Here is a 24,290-nt window from a genome sequence, read left to right as displayed (position 1 = left end):
GGGAAGGGTTCGGTTGATTCAAGAGACCTTCACGACCGCCTGCGACTTCATGAGGACTTTCTGTCCGCCGGCGACGACAGTGAGGTCGATACGGGCGGTGCGGGCGTCGGCGTCGAGGGCTCCCACCACGCCGGTGACGTCGATGACAGCGCCGGGTTCGTCCGTGCCGGTGGTGTCCGTGACCAGGACTGGCTTGGTGAAGCGGGTCTGGTAATCGACGACGGCGGCCGGGTCGCCCGCCCAGTCACTCACGAGCTGCACTGCGGCTCCCATGGTGAACATGCCGTGCGCAATAACTCCGGGCAGTTCAACCGAGGTGGCGAAGGCTTCGTTCCAGTGGATGGGGTTGAAGTCACCCGAGGCCCCCGCGTACTTGACCAGGTCCTGGCGGGTGACGTCGATGCTGCGCGTGCCGATTTCCTGGCCGACAGCGAGTTCTTCGAATGTGAGGCTCATGGTTACTGTCCCTCTCCGCGGACCAGAATGGATGAGGTGGTGGTGGCGACCTTTTCGCCCGCTTCGGTGGAAATTTCGGAACGTGTGGTGATCATTGCTCCTCCACCCATGGCCCGGACGCCGTCGACGTGCAGTTCGGCCACGAGCCGGTCACCGGCAACAATGGCGCGGTGGTGCGTAAACCGCTGGTCGGCGTGGACCACGCGGGAAAAGTCGATGCCGGACGCGGGGTCCTGTACAAGCTGCGCGTCTGCGCGCTGGGCGACGATGATGGCAAACGTTGGCGGTGCTACGAGGTCGCTGTGTCCGAGGGCTTTGGCCGCCTCCACGTCAAAGTGCGCGGGGTTGGTAGCCTTCACGGCCTGGGCGAATTCGCGAATCTTTTCGCGCCCGACGTCGTATACCTCTGCGGCAGGGTAGCTTCGGCCCTGCAGGTCCGGATTGATACTCATGATCCAACCCTATCGGCCCGAAGGGTTGGTTTACTTCCTGTAGTCCTTGCGGATTTTCTGGCCGCGGACCACGAGCCCCGCAACGTGCAGGAGCAGGCCGACGCCGATCAGCGGAAGCGATGCCAATGCCAGTCCCTGGTTGCCGGACGTGTTGCCCACAATGCTCAGGATAATTCCGACGGCGATCAGGCCCATGGCGCCAAAGACCAGCACTTTGTAGGACGTAGGGGCGGTGGCCCAGAATTGTTCAAGCACCGTCCAAGTCTACCGGCGCGCGTTGAAGGGGTTGCGTTGCGGGGCCCACTCTGCGCCCCACGACCACGAAATACCCCGCACAACAGGCCCCACAACGGGAGGGGGTTAGAAGAGGGAGTCCTGCAGGGCCGGGATCTCGGTGGTGTGCGGGCCGAACTCCACTTTGCGGCCCTTCAAGGCACCAAGGTCTGCCACGAAACTGCCGTCCACCTCGTTCCCTGAAGCGTCGGGGAGGCCAACCAACGCGATTGCTCCGCTCAGCGAGCGGACCCGCACACCGTGCCCACCGCCGTCGAACGTTGCCGGATAACGGTGGCGAAGGCCGGTGTGCGCGGTGCAGAGGGTGTCCGCCAGCGCAGGCCTCTCCCACTCTTCCTCCACCACCGTGTAACCGGTCATGGCCAGGCCGCCCAACAGTTCCCGCACGCGCCCGGCATGCCGGCGGTTCACAGCGGCAAGCTCGACGCCGGAACGCGGCTCCACCAGGCCGGTCACCTTTGCCGCCGAGCGGACCTGCTGGACGAGGCCGAGTTCGCGGGTTACCAGGTCCTCCAGGACACGGACAGTGCGGCCGTCTTCGGCGTGCGCCACGTAGGAGGCATGCACGGCGCCCTGTTCAGCAAGGCGGTTCCACTTGCGTGGCGCTGAAGCTGTCCCGACTTTGCTTGCACCGTTCGCGAAGGTGGCCACGTAGAGCCAGTGCGGTTGCATGAGGTAGGCCCTCAGCCCTGACGGTACGGAGCCACCCCGGTGGAAGTCATGCATCAACCGCGGCTCGTCGCGCGCAAAGCACGCACCGCACTGCTTGCCCCGCTCCGCCGGGGCACCACTGGGGCAGGCAACATACGTCCGGTCTCCGGGTCCGTGGACCCTTGTATGGCCAAGGCACCACAAACCGGGGGCAACGCGAAGGCCCAGGGACGTACCCCGGGCCAACGCAACATCAGTAAATTCCGCCTGCGGCGACCACAGCCTCAACGCAGGGACGGAATAGTCCCATGAGACTCCGTGGACCAGCATCCCTACAGGGAAGGCTGGACTCCGAAAGCCACTGCGAGCTTCATGATCTTCTCGGCACGGCCCAAACGCGGGAGATCGGAACCGTCGCGGATGACACGTCCGTTGGCTTCGAAGTCGTTCATGAAGTCCGTGGCCCAGGCGACGTCTGACGGGGTGGGGCTGATGACTTCGTTGATGACCGTGGTCTGGTCAATGGCCAGGCACAGCTTGCCGGTCATGCCCATGGTCACGGTGATGCCGGTCTGCTCGCGCAGGATCGGGTGGTTGGTTCCCACGGTGGGTCCGTCGATGGGGCCTGGCAGGTTACCGACGCGGCTGGCGACAACCAGCTTGGCGCGAGGGTAGGCCATGGCCTCCGGCGTGGCCGCCATGCCGGTGTCGCGGCGGAAGTCGCCGGAACCGAAGGCGAGGCGGAAGGCGCCTTGCGCACGGGCGATGTGGTTGGCTTCCTCGATGCCGAGGGCCGATTCAACCAGGGCCACGACGGGGGTCTTGCCATCCATGCGGTGGTACGACTCAGTGACCTGGTCAGCGGACTCGGTCTTGGCGAGCATGACACCCAGAAGTCCGGGCGTGCCACGCAGGCCGGCAAGGTCGTCGGCCCAGAACGGGCTGGTGGCGTCGTTGATCCGGACCCATGCCTGTCCACCTGCGGTCAGCCAGTTCACCACGTTCTCGCGGGCGGCATCCTTCTGGGAGGGGTCTACGGCGTCTTCGATGTCGAGGATGATCGCGTCTGCCCGCGAACCCGCAGATTCTTCAAAAAGCTCCGTTTTCATGGCATTGACAAGAAGCCAGGAACGGGCGATATCGGCAGGAATATTGCGGGTAGGCCGAACGGACTCGGCGGCGATGCTAGACGTCATGTATCTACCGTATCCGGCCAGCGTGCCGCGAGGCGAAGAATTTCGCCCGGTTGTGAGGATCAATACGAACTAAACCCCATATGACTGTGGGGTCCCGCAGTATGAACGCCCGACGGCGATACCCGCCAGTCACACGGCGCCCACCAGACGCTGTTGTTCACAGGGCTCAACGCAGCGTCTTGTGTCCCCCGGTTGCCGGGAATTGCCCTGGATTTCCTCCCGTGTCGGGCTGTTTCGCAGCGTTTCCAGGCGTTACCCGATCGCTTCCCACCCGGCGTCGAAATGGGCTTTCATCGTTCCCAAGCCGTTGCACGGGTTTCCAAACTCCTGCATCGGCCGACCACCCAACACCCCCCCATCATCTGAAAGTAGCTCCCATGAAACTGCATCTGCCCCTCCTGAGCGTCGCGGCCGCCGTCGTACTAGCGCTGACGGTGTCCGGCTGCGGCGGTGCAGCCGAAGCCGGACAAGCCAACCAAGCAGGCAACGAGGTCAAGGAACTCCGCTACCAGGGCTCAGCGAACAACGTGACCTTCCCCGAACTCGCAGCGGACCTGGGCTACCTGGGCGACCTGAAACTGAACTGGGTTGGCAACACCACCAGCGGCCCGCAGGACATCCAGTCGGCAGCGACCAACCAGACCGACTTCGGCGGCGCCTTCTCCGGTGCGGTGGTGAAGCTGATCGAGGCCGGAGCGCCCGTGAAGGGCGTCGTCAACTACTACGGCTCGGACGACAAGAACTTCAGCGGCTACTACGTCAAGGCAGACAGCGACATCAAAGGCCCGAAGGACCTGATCGGCAAGAAGATTGCGGTCAACACCCTCGGCGCCCACCACGAGGCAGTCATCAACACGTGGCTGACCAAGAACGGACTGAGCCAGGACGAAATCAAGCAGGTCCAGCTTGTCCCGCTGGCACCGAACGACACCGAGGAAGCGATCCGCCGCGGCCAGGTCGATGCCGGAACGCTCGGCGGGATCCTGCAGGACCATGCCGTCGAAGCAGGCGGACTGCGGTCCCTCTTCAGCGATGTCCAATTGTTTGGATCGTTTGCCGGCGGGCAGATCGTGCTCCGCAACGACTTCATCGAGAAGAACCCCAACACCACCCGCACCTTCACCACAGGCGTGGCCAAGGCCATCAAGTGGGCAACGGAAACGCCGCGCGCAGAAGTGATCGCCCGCTTCACCAAGATCATCGAAAGCCGCGGCCGTAACGAAAGCACAGCCAACCTGAAGTTCTGGAAGAGCCCGGGCGTTCCGGACGCAGGCGTGATCAAGGACGAGGACTTCACCCGCTGGGAGGCCTGGCTCAAGTCCTCGGGCATCCTCAAGGGCGACCTGGCGCCGTCCAAGTACTACACCAACGACTTCAACGACCTCGCGAAGAAGGGATAGCCATGACGGCGAAAATCAGCTTGTGCAACGTCACCAAGGAATTCACGGTCCGCGCCACCAAGACTGCTGCGGCCACCCGGTTGACCGCCATCGATGGGCTCAGCCTCGACGTCCGCGACGGCGAATTCCTCACCCTGGTGGGACCCAGCGGCTCCGGCAAGACCACGCTCCTGGACCTGCTTGCCGGCTTATCCTCCCCGACGTCCGGCGAAGTCCTGGTGGACGGCAAAACAGTTACCGGTCCGGGCAAGGACAGGGCCGTGGTGTTCCAGCAGTACGCCTTGTTTCCGTGGCGGACGGCGTCAGCCAATGTGTCGATCGGCCTTGAGGGGGCGGGTCCGGACGGGAAGAAGCTGAATCGCCGGGAACGTGCGGCAAAAGCCAAGGAGTACTTGGCGTTGGTAGGCCTTGCCGGCTTCGAGGACCGCTACCCGCATGAACTCTCCGGCGGAATGAAGCAGCGGGTTGCCATCGCCCGCAGCCTGGCCTACGAGCCGGACGTGCTTCTCATGGATGAGCCGTTCGCCGCACTGGACGCCCAGACCCGTGAGCAGTTGCAGGACGAACTTCTCCGGATCTGGAAGGCCACCGGCAAGACGATCGTGTTCATCACCCACGGCATCGACGAGGCCGTTTACCTCGGCGAGCGCGTTGCCGTGCTGAGCGCGCGCCCGGGGCGGCTCAAGGAGATCGTGGACATCAACATCCCGGACCGTGAAGGCGACGAAGACATCCGTTCCAACCCTGCCTTTGTTGAGCACCGGCACCAGGTCTGGACCCTGCTGCACGACGAAGTCCGCCGGGCACAGGACGCCGGGCACCGCAAGATCCTCCCGGATGGCAGCGCACCGGACGAACCTGTGACCACCACTATTGAAAGGAGCGCGGCCTGATGACCACCACCTTGGCACATCCAGAAACCGCAACCTCCGCGGCTGGCGCACGCACCGCCGTCGAACCTTCCGTGACGGCAGCCGCCGGAGAGGGTACGACGCCGGCACCCGGCATAGTGCGTCGTGTCGCCGCGGTGCTTGGTTCAGCCGTGTGGAAGTCCGCGGCGGTCCTGGCGTTCCTGGCGCTGTGGGAGTTGGGGCCCACGTACTTGGCGAGTCCCTCCACCCGGGTGTTCCTGCCGCCGCTGCACGAAGTGCTCCTGGCCTGGGGCAAGCTCTTCGAATCCGGCACCATCCAGGGCCACATCGCGGCCAGCCTCACGCGCTCCGTTGCGGGCTTCGGTGCCGCGCTGGTGGCGGGTGTCTCGCTGGGTTTGCTCATTGCCTGGTACGGGCGGCTGAACTCGGTCCTGAACCCGCTCCTGGAGCTGTTCCGCAACACGGCGGCCCTGGCGCTCCTGCCTGTGTTCACGCTGTTGCTGGGCATCGGCGAGGAATCCAAGATCAGCATCGTGGCCTACGCGGCCTTCTTCCCGGTGCTGCTGAACACCATCGCCGGGGTGAAGACCGTGGATCCGCTCCTGATCAGGGCAGCGCGTTCCTTGGGACTCAACAGCTTCCGGCTCTTCCAGAAAGTCATCCTGCCCTCCGCGGTGCCCACGATCTTCACGGGCATCCGCATGGCCGGTACCGCATCCATCCTGGTGCTGATCGCCGCCGAAATGGTGGGCGCGAAGGCTGGCCTGGGCTACCTGATTGTCAATGCGCAGAGCAGCTTCCTGATCCCGGACATGTACGCGGGCATCCTCACGGTGTCCTTGCTGGGCCTCGGTGTGAACTTCCTGCTGGTGGCCTTGGAACGGCACTTCTCCCGGTGGCGGACCGCCGTCGGTTCTGCAGCCTCCTGAATTTTTACCCGTGGCGACCCAGCCACACACATCACAGAAACGAAAAGGAAAAACAATGACAGTCATTACCGAAACCAAACTCGAGTTCGCCAAGCTCGGCTCCCGCATCGGTGCCGAAATCCGTGGGCTGGACATCAGCGGAGACCTCAGCGAGGAAACCGTGGCGCAGATCAGGGCAGCCCTCAACGAGCACAAGGCGCTGGTGTTCCGCGAGGCCAACATCCTCACGGATGAGGCCCAGGTGAAGTTTGCTTCCCACTTCGGACCACTGACCAAAGCCCACCCGACCGTGGCTTCGGTGGAAGGGGAAGAGAACGTCCTGCCCGTTGACAGTGAAAACGGCTCGGCCAACAACTGGCACACGGACGTCACGTTCGTGGTGAACCCGCCGCAGGCATCCACCCTGCGCAGCATCGACCTTCCGGCCTACGGCGGAGAGACGCTGATTGCCTCCTCGGCCGGGGCTTACCAGGACCTGCCCGAGGAACTGCGCACCTTTGCGGACAGCCTGTGGGCCATCCACACGAACGACTACGACTACTCGGTGCCCAAGAACCTGGAGCACTCCAACGCCGAGGAACGTCGCAAGGAGTTCACCCGGCTGAAGTTCGAGACCGCCCACCCCGTGGTGCGGGTCCACCCATTGACCGGCGAGCGCGGATTGTTCATTGGGGGCTTCGCGCAACGGCTTCGCATTGTGGGCCTGTCCAACACCGAGTCCAAGGACATCATCCGCCTGCTTCAGGCGTATGTGACGCGACCGGAGAACGTGGTCCGCGTGAACTGGGAGCCCAACCAGGTGGTTCTGTTCGACAACCGCATCACCCAGCACTACGCACCGGACAACTACGATGGCCAGCCGCGCAAGCTCAACCGCGTGACCATCGCCGGCGACATCCCGGTCAGCATCGACGGAAAGCCCAGCCAGGCGATCCAGGGTGACTCCAGCACGTACTCCGTGGTCGCTCCGGCCAGCCCCGTCTCATAGCCATGTGTTGCTGTAGGCACCCAACTGAGTCGCAGCTGAACGCGTTTTGAGAGGTCATCACGCACACAGCTGCGACTCAGTTGGGTTAAAACCAGCGTTACGGGATGTTGTTTCCCCTCGCCGACACCCATAGTCCGTACCACTCGGCACGGGACATGCCGGCGGCCACGCCGGCGGCATCAGCGCATGCCTGAATACGTGCGGGGTTAGTGGTCCCTACAACAGGCGAGATCCCGGCCGGGTGCTTCATCAGCCAGCCCAGCAGCACTGATTCGGGCGTGGTGTTCTTCTCAGCCGCCAACTCTGCGAGCTTGTCTGCAGTTGCTGATTCGGCCAGCGAAAGCTCTGCAGACTGCGCCCCCGTAAAACGGCCTTGGGCCAGGGACCCGTACGCCTGAAGTTCCACCCCATTAGCCACGCAGTACTCAACGGTCCCGTGCGGAAAGCTGTAGCCCCGGCCTTCCGGATGGTTTACCAGCACGGTGCTCTCCACCCAGTCCCGCCGCAGCAGGCTCATTTCCAACTGGTTCGCCACGATAGGTGTCTCCAACTCGTCCTGGAGGAAGGCAATCTGCGCGCCGGACATGTTGGACACCCCCAACTGCCGCACCTTTCCTTCTGCCATCAACTGCCCGACGGCGGCCGCCACCTCATGCGGGTCCATCAGGGGATCGGGCCGGTGCAGGAGCAACAGGTCCACGTAATCCGTTTGAAGGCGTTTCAGGCTCCCGTTGACCCGTTCAAGGATGGCTTCCCGGCTGAGGTCGTAGTGCGTATCCAACCCCCGCTCCCCCAGCCTGATCCCGCACTTGGTCTGCAACTTGATATTTTCGCGCAGGCCCTGCGAACGGGCGAGGACCTCCCCAAAAACTGCCTCGGACTTGCCGCTGCGGTAGATGTCCGCATGATCGAACAGCTCAACGCCAATCCCGCGCGCGGCGTCGATCACTGCAGCGGCCTGGTCGATCTCCGCAGCTCCGTAGGACGTACCGTCCCACGAACCGCCCAGTCCCATGCAGCCGTATATAAGGCGTCCATGCCCGTTCGCCATTGCGTCAGTACTCCCCTACGCCTTGCTCACAACCCAGGCAGTGGTGTCCGACGGCAGTTTGCCCTCTTCCAATGGTCCGCTGGAGACCACGGCCTCGCCCTCAGGAAGATCAACGGGATCACTGCCGAAGTTGGTCAGCGTATGCCACCCTCCGGGACGGCTGAAGTGCAGCACATCCGGGTTGCCGGTCTCCACCCATTCGAGTTCCTCATCGGCCTGGAGTTCGCTTCGCAGGTGCAGCGCCTTCCGGTACAGCTCAAGCGTGGAACCCTCAACGCCGTCCTGCTTGGCCACTGCGTACTCGGCAAACCACGCAGGCTGCGGAAGGTGCGCGCCGCCGGAGCCGAAACCGAACGATGGGCCCTCCGCTGTCCACGGCAGCGGGACACGGCACCCGTCACGGCCGATCTCCACTCCCGGGTTGCGGAAGAAGGACGGGTCCTGACGCTCGGAGTCGGGAATCTCCGTCACTTCGCGCAAGCCCAGCTCTTCACCCTGGTACAGGTACGCGGAGCCCGGCAGCGCAAGCAACAACAGCGTTGCGGCGCGGGCGCGACGCAAGCCAAGTTCGACGTCGAGCTCTTCAGCCGGCGCGCCGGCCAGAAGCCACCCCTTACCGTCCTGGCCCTTGGGTTCGCTGCCGGTGATGTCCTGCGCGGCGTTGGTTCCCTGTGCCACTGAGCCGCCCTTCGGCAGCCCGTAGCGGGTGGCGTGGCGGACGACGTCGTGGTTGGAGAAGACCCACGTTGAAGACGCGCCGGATTCCTTGGCGTGGACCAGGTTGTCCGTGATGATCTTCCTGAAGGATGCGGCGTCGAAGTCGGACTGCAGCAGGTCGAAGTTGAACGCCTGGCCCAGTCCCTCAGGGCTGGCGTACCGGGCCCGGCGGGACTCGTGGACCCATGCCTCGGCAACGGCTGTCCGCGGCGGGTTGTATTCGTTGAAGAGCTTGCGCCACTCGGCGTAGACCTCGTGCACCTCGTCACGGTCCCAGAAGGGGTGGGAGCCGTCGGTGAAACCGTCGGTTCCGTGCGCCTTCTTCAGCAGGTCTGCCTTCATGGGCATCGGCTCGGACAGGTCCTTGGCCATGCCGTGGGCAACATCGATGCGGAAGCCGTCCACCCCGCGGTCGGACCAGAAACGCAGGGTCTTGAGGAAGTCTTCGCGGATTTCCGGGTTCTCCCAGTTGAAGTCAGGCTGTTCCTTGGCGAAGATGTGCATGTACCACTGTCCGGGAGTGCCGTCCGGCTCGGTGATGCGCTCCCAGATGGGTCCACCGAATACGGAGTCCCAGTCGGAGGGAGGAAGCTCACCGTTTTCGCCCTTGCCGTCACGGAAGATGTAGCGCTCGCGGGCGGCTGACCCCTTCGGCGAGGCCAGGGCCTCCTTGAACCATTCGTGACGGTCCGAAGAGTGGTTGGGCACGATGTCCACCACGATCTTGATTCCCGCGGCGTGCAGGGCTGCGGCCATCTCGTCGAAGTCTTCCAGGGTTCCCAGCTTGGGGTCCACATTGCGGTAGTCATCCACGTCGTAGCCGCCGTCAGCCAGGGCCGAGGGATAGAACGGGCTGAGCCAGACGGCATCGATTCCCAGTTCCTTCAAGTACGGGACCTTGGCTGTGATGCCCTTGATGTCGCCCAGCCCATCCCCGTTCGCGTCGTGGAAGCTGCGGGGATAGATCTGGTAGACCGCTGCTTGGCGCCACCAGTTCGGATCCGCCATGCGTCCGGCGTCGGTACGGTGTGCCTGCGTAGTGGGGGTGCTCACGGAACTCCTTTGATTTAGATTCTAAATTTAGATCCCGGACCAGTATGAAACGCTGGACACGGGAAGGTCAACAGTGGTCAGCCCTTGACTGCGCCCTGCGTGACGCCCGCCATGACCCACCTCTGGGTAAAGAGATACGCAACGATCGCGGGTGCCATGGCCATGAGGTAGGACGCGAAGGACACGTGGTAGTTGTTGCTGAATTGGGTCTGGAACAGGTTCTGCCGCACCGGGAGGGTCTGCAGGGCCGGATCGGAAATGATCAAGGACGGCATCATGAAGTCGTTCCAGGCATAGAGGAACGCAAAGATGCCAACCGTTGCGCTCATCGGCGCCAGCAGCGGAAAGATCAGCTTCCAGAACGTCTGCCACGTCGTAGCACCATCGATCCGGGCACTCTCTTCCAACTCCATGGGGATTGAACGGAGGAACGCGGTGAAGAGCAACACGCTGAAGCTCAGTTGGAACATGGTTGCGAGCAGGATGACGCCGAATGGATTGTCCAGACCCAGCCGGCCGGTGAGCTGGATTTGCGGCAGTGCAACCACAGGGAACGGGATGAACATGGCCGCGAGCAAGTAGAAGAACGAGTACCGGAACAGCTTGCGCTCCCAGTTACGCACTATCGCGTACGACGCGAACGCAGCCAGGATGATGGTTGCCACCACCGTGCCTGCCGTGACCAGCAGCGACATGGCAGCGCCGACGGGGAAGTTCGTCAACGTCCAGGCCTGGACGAAGCCATCCAGGCTGAATGGCGCCGGGAAGGAGAACGCATTGCCGTCAACTGCCTGCCCCTGGGTCTTGAACGCCATGGAAACCGTGACGTACAGGGGAAGCAGGACAGTAACGGCGCACAGCAGGAGGATGGCGGTCCCCGACCAGTTGGCCCGCTCCGGCTTTACTCTTCCAGCGGAGCGGGATCGTCCGACGGCGGTGCTTGGCTTGGTTTGCCGGGCTTCGGTTTCGATGGTGGCTTGTTCGGTCATCAGAGGGCATTCCGTCCGCGGGTCAATGAGAGCTGTACAAGGGAAATCAGGATGGCGACAACGAAGAAGATCGTTGCGTTGGCCATCTGGTAGGCGTAGTCGCCGCCGTTGAAGCCGGCGATCACGGTCATTGCGATGCTTCGGGTGGAGGTTCCCGGGCCGCCGTTCGTCAGCCCGACAATGATGTCGTAGGCGTTCAGGAAGCCCTTGAACCCGAGAATGATGTTGATGACTACGTATCCGGCCACCAGCGGGAGGGTGATCTTGACGAGCTGCTGGAACTTGCTGGCGCCGTCGATGTCCGCTGCCTCGTAAACATCCCCGGGAACAGCGACCAGGCCCGCAATGTAGATGAGCAGGGCGCCGGGAACTGCCTGCCACGCGGTCACCAGCACGATGGCAATCCATGCCAGGTCCGGGTTGGCCAGCAGGCTGCTTTCCAGCCATGGAATCCCTGCTGCCGCCCCGGCCGCCGGCAGCGAATTGGAAAACAGGAAGTTGAAGACGTAGGCGATGATGATGCCGGAAACCACCATGGGGATGACGAAGACGGTGCGCAGCGCGGACTTCATCCGGATACGCGAGGTCAGGCCCACTGCCAGGAGGAAGGCCACGACATTGACGGCGATTACCGTAACCAGCGAGAAACCGAAGGTGAAAAGGTAGCTCTGCAGGATCGCAGGATCACCAAAGATTGCAACATAGTTGGTGAGGCCAACGAACTTCCAGTCACCGATGCCAATGGAATCCGTGAAGCTGAAGAAGATACCGATGATGGCCGGGACGGTGATGGCAAGGGTGAACAAGAGAAGGCTGGGCAGAAGGAAGAGGTAGAAGATCGGTTCGACGGGACGCTTGCCGCGTTGCCGGGGAAGGCCCCTGCGGGAGGTGGTTTTGTTGGTGAGGATTGACATTTTTGGCTCCAGGGTCCGGCGCTACTGGCGAAACGCCAGGCGCGCCCAATCTGCGTCGAGGGTGCGGAGGGTGGATTCAGGTCCCGCGCCGAAGACGAGCGCCTGGGTGTAGTTCATGATCGGGATGGTCTTTGGCACCAGGACCGAGGGACCCTGATAGACCTTTCCCTGCTCGTAGTACCCGGCCATGCCCGCGATCCGCGGGTCCGGGACCACCGTGGAGTCCTTAGTTGGGGTAAACCCGAGCTGGGACTTGTTGTAGGCGTCCATCACTTCCGGCTTGTACAGATACTCAAGGAAGTCACGCGCGGCGTCCTTGTGCTTGGACGCCTCAGGAATCCACGCGGCGAGGTCCACGTTGACGCGGACGCGCAGGTCCTCCGGATTCTCGGTCATCGGCAACGGGAAAGTCCCGAGCTTGAGATCCGGTGCGGTCTTGGCCACTTCGCTGAATGCCCAGGGCCCCTGCAGGTACATGGCCGCCTTGCCTTGTGAAAAGGCCAGGTTTCCGTCGCCATAGGCCCGGCTCGCTGCATCCTTATTGACGTAGTTCTTGGTCAACTGCAGCATCCTGGAAACCGGCTGGTCGAAGTCTTTCTGGAACGACACCGAGGAATCCGGACCGACGCCCGTCCCTTCATCGGCGAGCTTCTTGAAGAAGTCAAGGGTGTCCACTTGACCGCCAACGGAGTAGTCGAACCATCCCTGCGCGATGGTCCAGTCGTCCTTCCACGTGGCGTAGAACGGCGTCACGCCAGCGGCTTTCAATTTCTCGCAGGCGGCGATCAGCTGGCTCCAGGTTGTCGGGACCTCAATGTTGTTCGCAGCGAAGATGTCCTTGTTGTAGATCACGGAGGACGCCATCACCGAATAGGGAAGGGCACTGGTACGCCCTGGGTACTTGCCGTACTGGTCCATCAACGGCTGGAGGTCTTCCCTGATGCGGGAGGCAGCGTTGGTTCCGGAAAGATCGCTCAAAACCCCGCGCTGGACGAACCGGGACGATTCCATGTTGTAGTTGGCCAGTGCAATGTCCGGCGGGTTGCCTCGCACGAAGCTGGCTGAGACGACGTCGACGCCGGAGGTGTCCATGACAACCTCTGTCTTGTCCTGCGAAGCGTTGTAGTCGGCAACGAGTTTGCCCATGAAGCCGATGGCCTCACGCTTACTGAACGTGAACCGGATTGTTTCCTTGCCCGGTTCGCCCGTGCACCCCGAGAGGAGGCCTGCCAGCAGGGCCAGCCCCAGCCCCATCGCTGCCAGGCGTTTCTTGCGTGTCGATTGTGCAGACACCATAGTCCTTTCATCCTGCGGACCCCAACGGCCGCGTCACCATCAGAGGGCCAACCATCCTGCCCACCGAGTTTAGATAGGAGATAAATTTACAACCTATCGCTAAGCTTGGGTGACGGCCGCCACACCGTCAAGACTTTCAGCGAAATGTGTCGGGATCTAAATTTATGAACTAAATTTAGAAAGGCCGCTGTCTCAGTTCCTGCAGGCGGTCGGGAAAGTGAGGAAGCAGCATGCTGACCGGTACCGCACCGTCAACGCAGCTGGTCCGCCGGGTTAACGCCAGCGCAATGCTCAAGGCAATGCGCGGCGCGGGAGTCGTTACAGGCACCGAACTGATGGCCTCCACCGAACTGTCGCGCGCCACCGTCATCTCGATCTGCGATGAACTGGTACGGCTGGGATGGCTCCAGGAACTGGAAAACCAACGGGTGGCCGGAGATTACGTGAAGGGCCGCCCGGCCCGCCGCTTCGTCTTCGACGACAGTGCGGCCCACGTCCTGGGCATAGACATCGGTGCCACCAAGATCACCACCATTGCGGCGGACATGGCCGGCACCCCCCTGTCCCAGGTCACCATGCCGTTCCGGACCGACAACGTGCCCGCCGATGAACGGGCCGACGTCCTGGACCGCATCGCTGCAGATGCCATGCACAAGGCCGGCATCACGGCCAACTCCGTCCTCGCCGTATCCGTCGGCGTAGCTGCCCCCGTCAACCGCCAAGGCGAAGTGCCCACGGTCCAGGAATTCTGGCGCTCGTTCGATGTGCGCCGAATAGTTTCCGAACGGCATGGCTGGCATGTGCTCCTCGAAAACGACGCCAACCTTGCGGCCCTCGCCGAGCGGTGGCAGGGAACAGCCCAAGGAGTGGACAACCTGGTGGTCATGCTGGCCGGCGACCGCCTGGGCTCGGGCATCCTCGAGTCAGGACGCCTGCTCCACGGCCAACTGGGCGGCTTCGGCGAGCTCGGCTACCTCGACAACGTCGACGGCGTCGGCGACACCTACGGAATTGCCCACTACGCTGCCCTGTGGGGCCGCGAAGCCCTCAAAAACGACGCCGCCTCGGCGCTCGGGGCCCTGTGTGGCGGTGACCCATCAGCCCTGACCGCAGAGATGGTCTTTGCGGCGGCAGCCGACGGCGACCCGGCCGCGCAAAGCGCCCTGGACCGTTTGGCACATCGAATGGCCCGGGTCATCGGCTCGATCAGCACCCTGGTGAATCCCGAACTGTTTGTCATAGCGGGAGGTGTCGCAGCGTCCGCCAACGCCCTGATTCCCGCCATCGAACAGCAGTTGCCGGAGTTCACCTTCACTCCCCCACGACTTGCCAGCTCCACCCTGGGCGATGGCATCGTGTCTCTCGGAGCGGTTCGTCACGCACTGGACTACGTGGAAGCGAATGCCCTTGACCTCTCCCCTGCGTCGTTGAACAGAGCCTAGGCTCGCCCAGGACTTAGTCGGGCATCGACATGGTCCGGAGGTCCAATTGCCGCAGCACCCTGTCAGCCACCTCCGGGTCGGTCCCGGGCTCGTTGCGCGCTGAGACCACTTCCTGTCGGGCGGCGTCCAGCGCGATCGTCTGAACGGCGATTGACAGTTCCCGCCCGCGTTTGCGCTTCTCGGCCGTGGTCTCGTTCTGCAACGTGCCATCCAGCAGCTCGGCGTGAAGCCGGCGCATCTTCTCCTTAATCAAGGCCACCTTCTCAGCAGGCAATTCCTTCATGAGGTCGTGTTCCTTCAGCGCCGCAACGGCCGCCGACTGGGCACGCCGTGCCAAGACCCGCGCTGCGTCCTGTTCGTGCGAGCCATCCTCGGTGGCCTTCAGGACCCGCATCAGCCACGGCAACGTCAAACCGGGGAGGACCAAAGTGGCCAGGAGGACGGCGCACGCAATGACCAGGATCTCGTGCCGGGCCGGGAAATCGCTGCCATCGGGCAAAGTCATGGGGAGCGCCAGTGCCAACGCCAGCGTTGCCAGCCCACGCATACCGCACCACGTCAGGATCAGCACCTCCTTGGGGGACGTCGGCAGGAGGTTACGCCGCCGTCGGGCAGTCAGGGAGAGCAGGCCCAGCCAGAGGAAGCGCACCACGAAGACCAGGACGCAGATCACCACGGCCATGCCGATCATCCCGAAAATGGCCGTCCCCTCATCCCGGATGACGTGACGGATTTCAAGGCCCACCAGGCCGAAGGCCAATCCCGTGGCGAGCAGTTCCACCACGTCCCAGAAAGCCGTCCGGGTGATCCGTTCGGCAGCGTCCTGGGGTCGCGTATGGCGTTGCAGTTCCAAGGCGGTTACGACGACGGCCACCACGCCAGAGGCGTGCAGCTCTTCCGCGAGGATGTACGCGGCGAAAGGCACAACAAGGGTGACAGCGCTTCTGGCCACCATGGAGGTAACCAGCTTGGTGATGACCTTGGTCACCCAGCCCATCGCGATGCCGATGAGGATGGCCAAGGCCGCGCCCACGACGAACTGAAGTATCACGTTCGGCCCCACGTCACTGCCTGAGACCGTTGCCGCCACTGCGGCCTGGAAGATCACGATGGCCGCGGCATCGTTGAACAGGCCCTCACTTTGGAGGACTGTGATGAGCCGCCGCGGCATATGGACGCGTCCGGCGACGGATTCCACGGCTACAGGGTCCGGGGGCGCCACCATGGCGCCCAGTGCTATGGCCGCCGGTATGCCGATGCCGGGAATCATCAGCCACGCGGCGCCGGCCACCGTGGCAGTGGACACCACCACCAGGGCCACGGCCATGAGCAGCAGTGTCCGCCAGCGCACGCGGAAGACTGCCCAGGAACTCTTCTGCGCCGTGGCGAACAGCAGTGGCGGGAGGAAGATCGGCAGGATCAGGTCCGGCGAGATCTCAAACTCGGGAAAGCCCGGAATGAACGTCAGTGCTACAGCGAGCAGCAGCATCAGCACCGGATAAGGAAGGCGCAGCCGGTCGCCAAGGCCCACAGCCACCACCGTCGCAAGCAGCAACCCGATAATGAGCGCCAACTGATCCATAACCCTGCTTCCCCAGATGTTGTACGGCCCTTCCCGGCATTGCCGAAAAAGTTCCCTACCAACATATCCCGGGCCATCCCCCGGTCAGGAGCTGTCAGTCCTTGGTCAGGGCGTCCACCACGTCTTCGGTGCCGTCCTTGAAGGGGATCGTCCGGTGGGCCGTCCCCGGTAGTTCCAGGACGGCAGCGGCCACCAGCGCCACGTTCGCCCGTGAAGTCCGGGTCCCGTCTGCTGTGTTGCGGGGGTCCGTTTCGATCAACCCCGTGGCCGGCTCATCAGTCAGTGTGCCCGGGCCCAGGACTGTCCAGTCCAGGTCTGTGCTCCGCAGGTAATCGTCGGCGGCAGCCTTGGCCTCCGCGTAGGCGAAGAATGGATTGTCCGGTGGCACGCCGTGGTCCTTGGCGGCGCCGAGATACGAGACCATCACGTAACGGGAGACACCGGCTTGCCCTGCAGCATCCATGGAGCGGATCGCGGCGTCCCGGTCCACCGCATAGGTCCTGTCCGGGTTGCCCCCTCCAGCTCCGGCCGACCAGACCACGGCATCGTGGCCGCTGAGCGCTTGGGCGAGTTCCGCCGTCGTCGAGTTCTCCACATCCAGCACCTCAGCAGAGGCTCCCGTTTCCGTGACATCGGACACATGGTCGGGATTTCGGATGAAGGACGTGACATCGTGACCTTCGCCACTGAGGATTTTGGACAGATGCAGGGCCACTTTGCCGTGGCCGCCAATGATTGCGATTCGGCTCATGGACCCATTCTGTCCCAGGAAATGAAAAAAGACCCCGCAGGTGAATTCTGCGGGGTCTTGCTCTGTAGCGGTGGGGAGGCTCGATCTCCCGACCTCACGATTATGAGTCGTGCGCTCTAACCAACTGAGCTACACCGCCACGAATGAGAAAAACCTGTGTCAAGCCGGTCAAAACCGCCCTGACACAGGCCCTCATTCAGAGCCCCCCACCGGAATCGATCCGGTGACCTCGTTCTTACCAAGAACGCGCTCTACCACTGAGCTAGGGGGGCAACGAGTAAATACTCTACCGGACGTTTTCAGAAGCTACAAATCGGCGAAACGACGCGGAAAAACCGCCGCGACACAATTTGCAAAAGTGCCCCGGAGTTGATCTCCGAATGGAGAAGATCAGGGCAAGCGAAGCACCTGGCCGGGGTAGAGAAAATCGGGATTTGGCACGGTGTCCGCGTTGCTTGCAATCAGGGCGCCGAGGTCCACGCCAAACTGGGCCGCAATCCCACTCATGGTGTCCCCGTGCTCCACCACCACCTCGGTGACCCTGGCGGCACCCTGGGAGAGCCCAGCGGAGCCCTCAGGGGCGCCCTCCTGGGCTTCCTGTGGCTGCCTGGCGCCGTCGGTGCCTGCCTCCGGCTCCCTGGCCGCCTGCTCGCCCGCTACGTCGGGAACGGCTGGGGCACTGTGCTCCTCTTCGGCGTGATCCTTGTCGCCTTGATCCTTATCGCCGATGCCAAGGGCTTTCTTCACGTTCTCGAGCAATCCCATGAAGCGATGGTACGGCTGGATCCCGCGCACCGTAACCCGGTCTCGTTCGAAACAGCCGGCGTACAAGGGCGGGCCCGGCCAACAATCCCGGGACAGTGCTTAAACGCAACAGGGGGCCGGCTCGAAAGCCGACCCCCTGAGGGAACTACTGAGGGGTCACCGCCAAGCGGTGATTACCACCGGGCCGTGTTTACCACTTGCCCTTGCGGTTGAAGTCGCGGTGTCCGCCTTCGCCGCCACTGCGGGGCTTGCGTGCGCCGTCGCCGTGACCACCGAAGCGGGAGCCGCTGGCCTGGCCGCGGTCGCGGTCGCCGAAGCTGCCTGCGGTGCGCTCGGAACGGTCGCTGTAGGAGCGTCCGCCACGGTCAGCGGAGGTACGCTCGCCGTCGTTCTTGCGGAAGTCCTTCTTGAAGCCGCCGTTGCCCTTGAAGTTGCCGCCACCACGGTTTTCGCGGTCGCCGTAGCCACCACGTCCACCGCCGGAGCCGCCACGTTCGCTGTTGGGCCTGCGGCCGTTGTCCAGCTCAAGGTGGATCAGTTCGCCACCAATGCGGGTGCGGGACAGTGCGCGCAGCTGCTCGGGGCTGAGGTCTGCCGGGAGCTCCACCAGGGAGTGGTCCGAGCGGATGTCGATGCCACCGATCTGTGCGGAGGAAATGCCGCCCTCGTTGGCAATGGCGCCCACGATCGACCCCGGCATGACGCGCTGGCGGCGTCCGACGGCGATCCGGTAGGTTGCATTGCCCTCGGTGAGTGCACGGGTCGGGCCGCGGGAACCGAAGCCGTCCTTGGAGCGCTCACGCTTCTGGTACTCAGGAGCTGCAGGCAGTTCCTTGACCAGGAGGGGCTGACCACCCTGGGCCATGACGGCCAGGGCTGCGGCAATCTCCGAGGCCGGCACGTTGTGCTCTTCCTCGTAGGAGGAGATGAGGTCGCGGAATGCTGCAACATCCTCGGACGCCAGGGTCTCGGTGATGCGCTCGGCGAACTTGCCAAGGCGCAGCGTGTTCACGGTCTCGGCGGTGGGCAGGTGCATCTGCTCCACCGGCTGGCGCGTGGCCTTCTCGATGGAACGCAGCAAGTACTTCTCTCGCGGCGTCATGAACAGGATCGCGTCACCGGAACGGCCTGCACGGCCCGTGCGTCCAATGCGGTGCACGTAGGACTCGGTGTCGTGCGGGATGTCGTAGTTGATCACGTGGCTGATGCGCTCAACGTCAAGGCCACGGGCCGCGACGTCGGTGGCCACGAGGATATCGATGCGGCCTTCTTTCAGCGCGTCAACAGTGCGCTCACGCTGCTGCTGCGGAATGTCGCCGTTGATGGCGGCAGCCTGGAACCCGCGGGACTTCAGCTTGTCGGCGAGGTCCTCGGTAGCCATCTTGGTGCGCACGAAGGCAATAACGCCGTCGAACTCTTCAACTTCGAGGATGCGGGTGAGTGCGTCCAGCTTGTGCGGGCCCATGACCTGCAGGTAACGCTGGCGGGTGTTGGCACCGGTGGTGGTCTTGGACTTCACCGAAATCTCAGCCGGGTTGTTCAGGTACTGCTTGGACATGCGGCGGATCTGGCCCGGCATGGTGGCAGAGAACAGGGCAACCTGACGGTCCTCGGGGGTCTGCTGGAAGATCTGCTCAACGTCATCGGCAAAGCCCATGCGCAGCATTTCGTCAGCTTCGTCCAGCACGAGGTACTGGAGTTCGGACAGGTCCAGGGAACCCTTGGCGATGTGGTCGATCACGCGGCCGGGGGTACCGACAACAACCTGTGCGCCACGGCGAAGGCCGGCAAGCTGCGGACCGTATGCCGAGCCACCGTATACCGGGAGAACCGTGAAGTCATCAATGTGCTTGGCGTAGGAGGTGAATGCCTCGGCAACCTGGAGGGCCAGTTCACGCGTGGGAGCCAGGACCAGTGCCTGGGTCTTGCGGGAGGGACCGTTGAGGTCGTGAAGCTCTGCCAGGCGGGACAGGGCAGGAACAGCGAACGCTGCGGTCTTGCCGGTACCGGTCTGGGCCAGGCCAACGACGTCGCGACCCTCAAGGAGCAGCGGAATGGTGGCGGCCTGGATGGGAGACGGCTTTTCGTAGCCAACATCCTGGAGTGCGGCCAGAACGCGGCCATCGATGCCGAGCTCGGCAAAGCGGACGCCTTCTTCGTCGTCCTCAGCCTTGGGGGCGGGAGCGTCGGTGGAGGCGGGGGCTGCAGTCTCGGCTGCAGCGGTCTCGACGGGGGCAGCGGCAGCAGCCGGTGCTTCGGCTTCGGCGGGAGCGGTGGTCTCTACTGCTTCAGCAACGGGGGCTGTTTCAGCAGACTCATCGTTCTGGGCGTCGAAGTCTTCGTTGAGATTTTCGGTCATAGGGAGAAATTCCTCATCCATAGGGCATCGGCGCGACCCGGTTGGGCTGGCCGCAGTACTCGTCGCGAAGAGACAGGGAAAAAGGTGCCCTGCTTTCGCAAGAAGTCCGGCGCTATCGCAATCCCATGGCAGGACTTCCCGCTGCATCTCTTGGCTGCTATCCCAGCAGTCTGTACAGCGTTTTCTTTAGCCGGCTCTCCCTATGAAAATGCCCGCACACAGTTGCGGGCCCCAACACTTACCAGTCCTGCCTCAAGAATTGGGCAGGATAAAGGGATTTCCGGAGTGGGGGATATTTCAAGTGTAGGGCACAGGACGTTAGGTCCGCGACCCGGAGTCCGGTGAGCTTGTTCACATTCTCCCCGCCGGGTAGTGAACGGAGCCCGACGGGCCCGCAAAGCCGGTCTCAGAGGCCGCTGCGGCGCAGGACCTTTTCGAACTTCGCGTGATATTCGTCCTGCAGCCGGATCTCCCCGTCTGCCTCGGCATCCAAAAGTGCCTGGATGAGCTCCGGGGTGGGTTCACTGAACCACTGGCCCACGGTGACGCCGTGCTTCGGAACGAACGTGCGGTGGATGTGGTCCCCCGCCGAGATGGTGCCCGCCCGGATCACCCTGAGGTAGTTGCCAACCCTGCCGGCCTGCGTGAACCTCTTCACCCACTGCGGCTCGTTGACTGCCCGTTGGAAGGTGGCGCAGGGAACCCGGGGCGAGGTCACTTCCAGTTCCACGTCCAGACCGATCCTCCAGCGTTCGCCGATAACTGCTCCCGTGGTTTCGATCCCCGTGACGCGCAGGTTCTCGCCGAAGAAACCTGTCGCGAGCTCCCGTCCCAGCTCCGCCGACCAGTAGTCAGCGTCTTCCTGCGAATAGGCGTACAGTGCCTGGTCCTCTCCGCCGTGGTTGGCCCGGTCCGCCTGCACATCACCATGGAGCCCGAGTTTGTGTACTTTGACCGGACCTTCAACGGGACGCTTGTCAATGGCGGTTACTCCCACGTTGCCGGGATCGGGCAGCAACTGGTGGACACGGCAGACGGCCAGCAGGGAAGCGGTATTCATGGACAACAGTGTACGGATGCCCACACCGAACTAGGGATCGAACCGGTAGCCCATGCCCGCTTCCGTGTGGAGGTGGCGTGGCTCCGCAGGATCCCTCTCCAGTTTCCGCCGGAGCTGGGCGATATACACCCTGAGGTATTGGGTTTCCTTGGCGTACGCCTGGCCCCAAACCTGGGTGAGGATCTGTTGTTGGCTCACCAGTTTCCCTTTGTTGCGGACCAGCAACTCCAGAATGTTCCACTCGGTGGGGGTCAACCGCACGTCCGCACCATCCCGGACGATCTTCTTGCCCGCCAGGTCCACTACGAAGTCGGCGGTGGCCAGGGTGGGTTCTTCTTCTCCGGTGACTACCCTGCGGGAGGCAACGCGCAACCGGGCAAGAAGCTCATCCAGACCGAAAGGCTTGGTCACGTAGTCGTCCGCACCGGCGTCGAGCGCTTCCACCTTGTCTTCGGACGCGTGCCGGGCGGACAGCACGATGATGGGCATGTTGCTCCAGCCGCGGATACGGCGAATGACCTCCACACCGTCCATGTCAGGCAGGCCGAGGTCCAGGACCACAATCTTGACCGGTTGCTTGGCCGCGGCATTCAAGGCATCGGCGCCGTTTCCCACGGTCAGGGCCTGGTAGCCGTGGGCCTGGAGGGTGACCTGCATGGCGCGTGCGATGCGCGCCTCGTCCTCAACGATCAGCACCAAAGTCACAGCTGCTCCCCGGTCCACAGCGGCAGCGTGACCACCAGCGTCAGTCCACCACCCGGCGTCGGCTCCGCCGCGAGGCTTCCACCCATGGCCTCGGTGAATCCTTTGGCGACCGCAAGCCCCAGCCCGATCCCACCGGCAGGGCCCGGTGTGGGCGCATCTCCAAACCGCTGGAACGGTTGGAACATGGTGAGGACCTCCTGCGGGCCTATCCCCTGCCCGTGATCGACAATCCGCAACTCGCTGGCCGGCCGCTCCCCCAAGGTGATCCCCGCACCGGCCGAGGCCCTCAGCACCACGTCCGAGTCAGGTGCATACTTCACCGCGTTCTCCACAATGTTCGCCACCACACGTTCGAGCATGCCGGTATCAGCCTGAACCGGTGGGAGGTTGGGCGGCAGTTCGTTGCGGAGACGGTCCCGGGGAATACCTTGCAGCGCTTCCGGCAGCACGTCGGCCCATGCAGTACCGGTCAGCAACGGATTGACGGCGTCCGCCGTGATGCGCGACATGTCCAGGAGGTTGTCCACCAAGTGGTCCAGCCGGTCCGCATAATCCTCGATGGTCTCCAGCAATTCCCGCTCCACATCCGGCGGAAAATCCACGTCGTCCTGGCGCAGGCTGCTGACCGCCAGCTTGATCCCGGCCAACGGCGTCCGCAGGTCATGCGACACCGCCCGCAGGATAGACGTGCGCATTTTGTTGCCCTCCGACAACCGCACGTTATCGCGCCGGCTCTGCACCAGCTGCTGGCGCTCGCGCACGGCAACAACAAAAGCGCCGAAGGCCGCAAGCATCCGCTGGTGCTGCGGCGATAGCGGCCCGCCGCGCAGCAACAGGGTGTAGTGGGGATCGACGACGGCGGCATGGTCTGCGGCGGCATGGGTCACCGGCGCATTTGAGCCGGCAGAGGCTAGGACACGCCACTCCGGTGCCGCACCCTGCGCCGTAATTCCCTGGCTCCCCAGCAGTGTCACCGCCTCCATGCCCAGATTGCCACGGACCTTCTCAAGGAACGACTCCAGGCTGCCGTCGGAGCTGAGGATCCGCAGGGCCAGCTCGCTGAGCGCCGTGGCCTCCGCCCCCGACCTCGCCGCTTCCTGCGCCCGCCGGGTGGCCAGGCCCACAGCAAGCCCCACCCCACACGCAACGGCAAGGAAGACCACCACGGTGAACAGCGTGCTGGGGTCCGCGATGGAGAGCGAACCCACAGGGTCCGCTGAGAAGTAGTTGAGCAGGAAGCTGCCCAGCACAGCTGCCACCACCGCCGGCCACAAGCCCCCGATCGCGGCCACGGCCACTGCAACCGCCAGTTGCAGGAGCATGATCATCGCAAAGTTACGGAAACCCAGCACCGTGACGAGAAGTTCGACGGCGGGAGGCAGCAATAGTGCCAGGACCAGCCCGCTGATGACCCTACCCTGGCCGATGCCCCGCACGGACGGAAGCCGCAGCAGTACGCCGTCCTCGCCGTTGCCGTGTGTCTCAGGTGCCGCCATGGCTACATCCTTACATGGTTGCTTGGTGGGCAGTTGTCCCCATGTGGGACTGTCACCGGTGCCAGCGATGCGCACAGGTACTAGGCTTGCTCTGAGCATTCTGGTCCGGCGTGGCGCCGGACACTTCCACGGTCTATCCAGGGGGATACGCATGGGCCCGAAAGACAACCCTGACGCTGCCGGCACCAACGGCAACGGCGGGGACAACAACCCCGATTTCGCAGCGGGCAACAATCCGCCCAAGCCCCCGCCCTGGCAGGTGCCCAAACCCGAACTCCACCCCGAACTGTTCGCGCCCGTTGAAGAACCGGCCCAGGAACAGCAAGGCAAGACCCGCGCCGCCAGCAAAGGCAAGAAGCGTACCGTACCCGCTGGGGCATCCCCGGGCCAGGCAGGAACTCCTGAGCCCGGCCAGCCCCTGCCCGTCATTGATCCTTTCGCCAAGGAACGCGAACGTGGCGCAGCGGAAGCAGCCAAGAGGAAGAAGCGCTCGCAGCGCCGGACCGTCGTGGTGGGCCTGGGCGTGACTGCCTTGCTGGCTGGAACCATCACCGCCATCGTGGCCAGCAACGAGCAGGAAGCAGACTACGCCCAGGTCTGCTTCAACGAGGAAACCGGCGAGCGCGTCGACGACAACCAGTGCGACAACAGCAGCTCGGCGGGCCGCAGCTCGGGCGTCTACGCCTGGTACTTCTACTCGCGGGGCGCCAGTGTCCCGGCTATCGGGCAGAACAGGTCGGCCTACCCGAGTTACACCAAGAACGTGCCGTCCGGTGCCAAGTCCTCCACCGGGTACAGCACCAAGGGCGGCACAGTCAGCCGTGGTGGCTTTGGCAGCAGTTCCAAAAGCGGCGGAAGCTCGGGAGGCTAGG

23 protein-coding genes and 2 tRNA genes are annotated in these 24,290 nt (G+C 63.6%); 6 read left to right on the top strand and 19 right to left on the bottom strand.

What is annotated here, in order from left to right; translation table 11 throughout:
* Window positions 1–18 precede the first annotated feature (18 nt).
* The 5 genes from QRM57_RS09810 to QRM57_RS09790 all read right to left on the bottom strand — a co-directional run bounded on the left by QRM57_RS09810 (window position 19) and on the right by QRM57_RS09790 (window position 3,049).
* Window positions 19–456, bottom strand: coding sequence for a MaoC family dehydratase (locus tag QRM57_RS09810; protein WP_235517164.1), 438 nt, complete (start codon window positions 454–456; stop codon window positions 19–21).
* A 2-nt stretch (window positions 457–458) separates the two neighbouring features.
* Window positions 459–908, bottom strand: coding sequence for a MaoC family dehydratase N-terminal domain-containing protein (locus QRM57_RS09805; protein ID WP_284986452.1), 450 nt, complete (start codon window positions 906–908; stop codon window positions 459–461).
* Between the two features lie 30 nt (window positions 909–938).
* A complete protein-coding gene (locus tag QRM57_RS09800) occupies window positions 939–1,163 on the bottom strand; it encodes a DUF3188 domain-containing protein (protein WP_211712085.1) in 225 nt (74 codons plus the stop codon).
* A gap of 105 nt (window positions 1,164–1,268) precedes the next feature.
* On the bottom strand, window positions 1,269–2,183 hold the full coding sequence (locus tag QRM57_RS09795; RefSeq protein ID WP_284986451.1) for a DUF2797 domain-containing protein: 915 nt from the start codon (window positions 2,181–2,183) through the stop codon (window positions 1,269–1,271).
* 2 nt (window positions 2,184–2,185) lie between these two features.
* Window positions 2,186–3,049, bottom strand: a complete 864-nt coding sequence (locus tag QRM57_RS09790) for an HpcH/HpaI aldolase/citrate lyase family protein (protein ID WP_284986450.1) — start codon at window positions 3,047–3,049, stop codon at window positions 2,186–2,188.
* 377 nt (window positions 3,050–3,426) lie between these two features.
* Here QRM57_RS09790 and QRM57_RS09785 point away from each other — a divergent pair, with 377 nt between their 5' ends.
* From QRM57_RS09785 to QRM57_RS09770, 4 genes are read left to right on the top strand one after another with little or no spacing between them, the layout of a single operon-like run.
* A complete protein-coding gene (locus QRM57_RS09785; protein WP_257370584.1) occupies window positions 3,427–4,449 on the top strand; it encodes an ABC transporter substrate-binding protein in 1,023 nt (340 codons plus the stop codon).
* A 2-nt stretch (window positions 4,450–4,451) separates the two neighbouring features.
* Window positions 4,452–5,342, top strand: coding sequence for an ABC transporter ATP-binding protein (locus tag QRM57_RS09780; protein WP_284986449.1), 891 nt, complete (start codon window positions 4,452–4,454; stop codon window positions 5,340–5,342).
* The gene (locus tag QRM57_RS09775; protein WP_284986448.1) at window positions 5,342–6,250 is read left to right on the top strand and encodes an ABC transporter permease; all 909 of its coding nucleotides are present in this window, start codon (window positions 5,342–5,344) and stop codon (window positions 6,248–6,250) included. The genes QRM57_RS09780 and QRM57_RS09775 overlap by 1 nt, the downstream gene beginning before the upstream one ends.
* 55 nt (window positions 6,251–6,305) lie before the next feature.
* The gene (locus QRM57_RS09770) at window positions 6,306–7,238 is read left to right on the top strand and encodes a TauD/TfdA dioxygenase family protein (RefSeq protein WP_284986447.1); all 933 of its coding nucleotides are present in this window, start codon (window positions 6,306–6,308) and stop codon (window positions 7,236–7,238) included.
* Between the two features lie 97 nt (window positions 7,239–7,335).
* Here the strand turns inward: QRM57_RS09770 and QRM57_RS09765 are convergent, their stop codons facing one another.
* The 5 genes from QRM57_RS09765 to QRM57_RS09745 all read right to left on the bottom strand — a co-directional run bounded on the left by QRM57_RS09765 (window position 7,336) and on the right by QRM57_RS09745 (window position 13,258).
* Entirely contained in the window at window positions 7,336–8,289 is a 954-nt protein-coding gene (locus QRM57_RS09765) for an aldo/keto reductase (protein ID WP_284986446.1), read from the bottom strand.
* 15 nt (window positions 8,290–8,304) lie between these two features.
* On the bottom strand, window positions 8,305–10,059 hold the full coding sequence (locus tag QRM57_RS09760; RefSeq protein WP_284986445.1) for a glycoside hydrolase family 13 protein: 1,755 nt from the start codon (window positions 10,057–10,059) through the stop codon (window positions 8,305–8,307).
* A 77-nt stretch (window positions 10,060–10,136) separates the two neighbouring features.
* Window positions 10,137–11,048 carry a carbohydrate ABC transporter permease gene (locus tag QRM57_RS09755; RefSeq protein WP_284986444.1) on the bottom strand — a complete coding sequence of 304 codons (912 nt, stop codon included), beginning with the start codon at window positions 11,046–11,048 and terminating at the stop codon, window positions 10,137–10,139.
* On the bottom strand, window positions 11,048–11,962 hold the full coding sequence (locus QRM57_RS09750) for a carbohydrate ABC transporter permease (protein WP_284986443.1): 915 nt from the start codon (window positions 11,960–11,962) through the stop codon (window positions 11,048–11,050). The genes QRM57_RS09755 and QRM57_RS09750 overlap by 1 nt, the downstream gene beginning before the upstream one ends.
* A gap of 21 nt (window positions 11,963–11,983) precedes the next feature.
* Window positions 11,984–13,258 carry an ABC transporter substrate-binding protein gene (locus QRM57_RS09745; protein WP_416404912.1) on the bottom strand — a complete coding sequence of 425 codons (1,275 nt, stop codon included), beginning with the start codon at window positions 13,256–13,258 and terminating at the stop codon, window positions 11,984–11,986.
* Window positions 13,259–13,488: 230 nt separating this feature from the next.
* Here QRM57_RS09745 and QRM57_RS09740 point away from each other — a divergent pair, with 230 nt between their 5' ends.
* Entirely contained in the window at window positions 13,489–14,700 is a 1,212-nt protein-coding gene (locus tag QRM57_RS09740; RefSeq protein ID WP_284986441.1) for an ROK family protein, read from the top strand.
* Between the two features lie 13 nt (window positions 14,701–14,713).
* Here QRM57_RS09740 and QRM57_RS09735 read toward each other — a convergent pair whose 3' ends face one another.
* The 9 genes from QRM57_RS09735 to QRM57_RS09695 form a co-directional block, all read right to left on the bottom strand.
* A complete protein-coding gene (locus QRM57_RS09735) occupies window positions 14,714–16,282 on the bottom strand; it encodes a Na+/H+ antiporter (protein WP_257370590.1) in 1,569 nt (522 codons plus the stop codon).
* Window positions 16,283–16,376: 94 nt separating this feature from the next.
* Entirely contained in the window at window positions 16,377–17,033 is a 657-nt protein-coding gene (locus QRM57_RS09730) for an SDR family oxidoreductase (protein WP_257370591.1), read from the bottom strand.
* A 65-nt stretch (window positions 17,034–17,098) separates the two neighbouring features.
* Window positions 17,099–17,172, bottom strand: a tRNA-Met gene (locus QRM57_RS09725).
* Between the two features lie 61 nt (window positions 17,173–17,233).
* A tRNA-Thr gene (locus QRM57_RS09720) sits at window positions 17,234–17,305 on the bottom strand.
* Between the two features lie 118 nt (window positions 17,306–17,423).
* Window positions 17,424–17,798: a LysM peptidoglycan-binding domain-containing protein gene (locus QRM57_RS09715; protein ID WP_284986440.1), complete on the bottom strand. Its 375-nt coding sequence runs from the start codon at window positions 17,796–17,798 to the stop codon at window positions 17,424–17,426.
* A gap of 190 nt (window positions 17,799–17,988) precedes the next feature.
* Window positions 17,989–20,157 (bottom strand): DEAD/DEAH box helicase, encoded by a 2,169-nt coding sequence (locus QRM57_RS09710; protein WP_284986439.1) that lies wholly within the window; start codon window positions 20,155–20,157, stop codon window positions 17,989–17,991.
* Window positions 20,158–20,563: 406 nt separating this feature from the next.
* Window positions 20,564–21,217, bottom strand: a complete 654-nt coding sequence (locus tag QRM57_RS09705) for an MOSC domain-containing protein (RefSeq protein WP_284986438.1) — start codon at window positions 21,215–21,217, stop codon at window positions 20,564–20,566.
* Between the two features lie 30 nt (window positions 21,218–21,247).
* A complete protein-coding gene (locus QRM57_RS09700; RefSeq protein ID WP_235517183.1) occupies window positions 21,248–21,922 on the bottom strand; it encodes a response regulator in 675 nt (224 codons plus the stop codon).
* Complete coding sequence (locus QRM57_RS09695) at window positions 21,919–23,418, bottom strand: sensor histidine kinase (RefSeq protein WP_284986437.1); 1,500 nt, start codon at window positions 23,416–23,418, stop codon at window positions 21,919–21,921. Before QRM57_RS09695 ends, QRM57_RS09700 begins: the two co-directional genes overlap by 4 nt.
* Window positions 23,419–23,569: 151 nt before the next feature.
* On the opposite strand from QRM57_RS09695, the gene QRM57_RS09690 reads away from it, so the two are divergent.
* Complete coding sequence (locus QRM57_RS09690) at window positions 23,570–24,289, top strand: Tat pathway signal protein (RefSeq protein WP_284986436.1); 720 nt, start codon at window positions 23,570–23,572, stop codon at window positions 24,287–24,289.
* The last annotated feature ends 1 nt before the right edge of the window (window position 24,290 follow it).

It is taken from the genome of Arthrobacter sp. fls2-241-R2A-172, from assembly GCF_030208885.1.
In the GTDB taxonomy this organism is placed as follows: Bacteria; Actinomycetota; Actinomycetes; order Actinomycetales; family Micrococcaceae; genus Arthrobacter.
The sequence above is the reverse complement of the archived record's forward strand: the minus strand, read 5'-3'. Positions and strand labels throughout refer to the sequence as shown.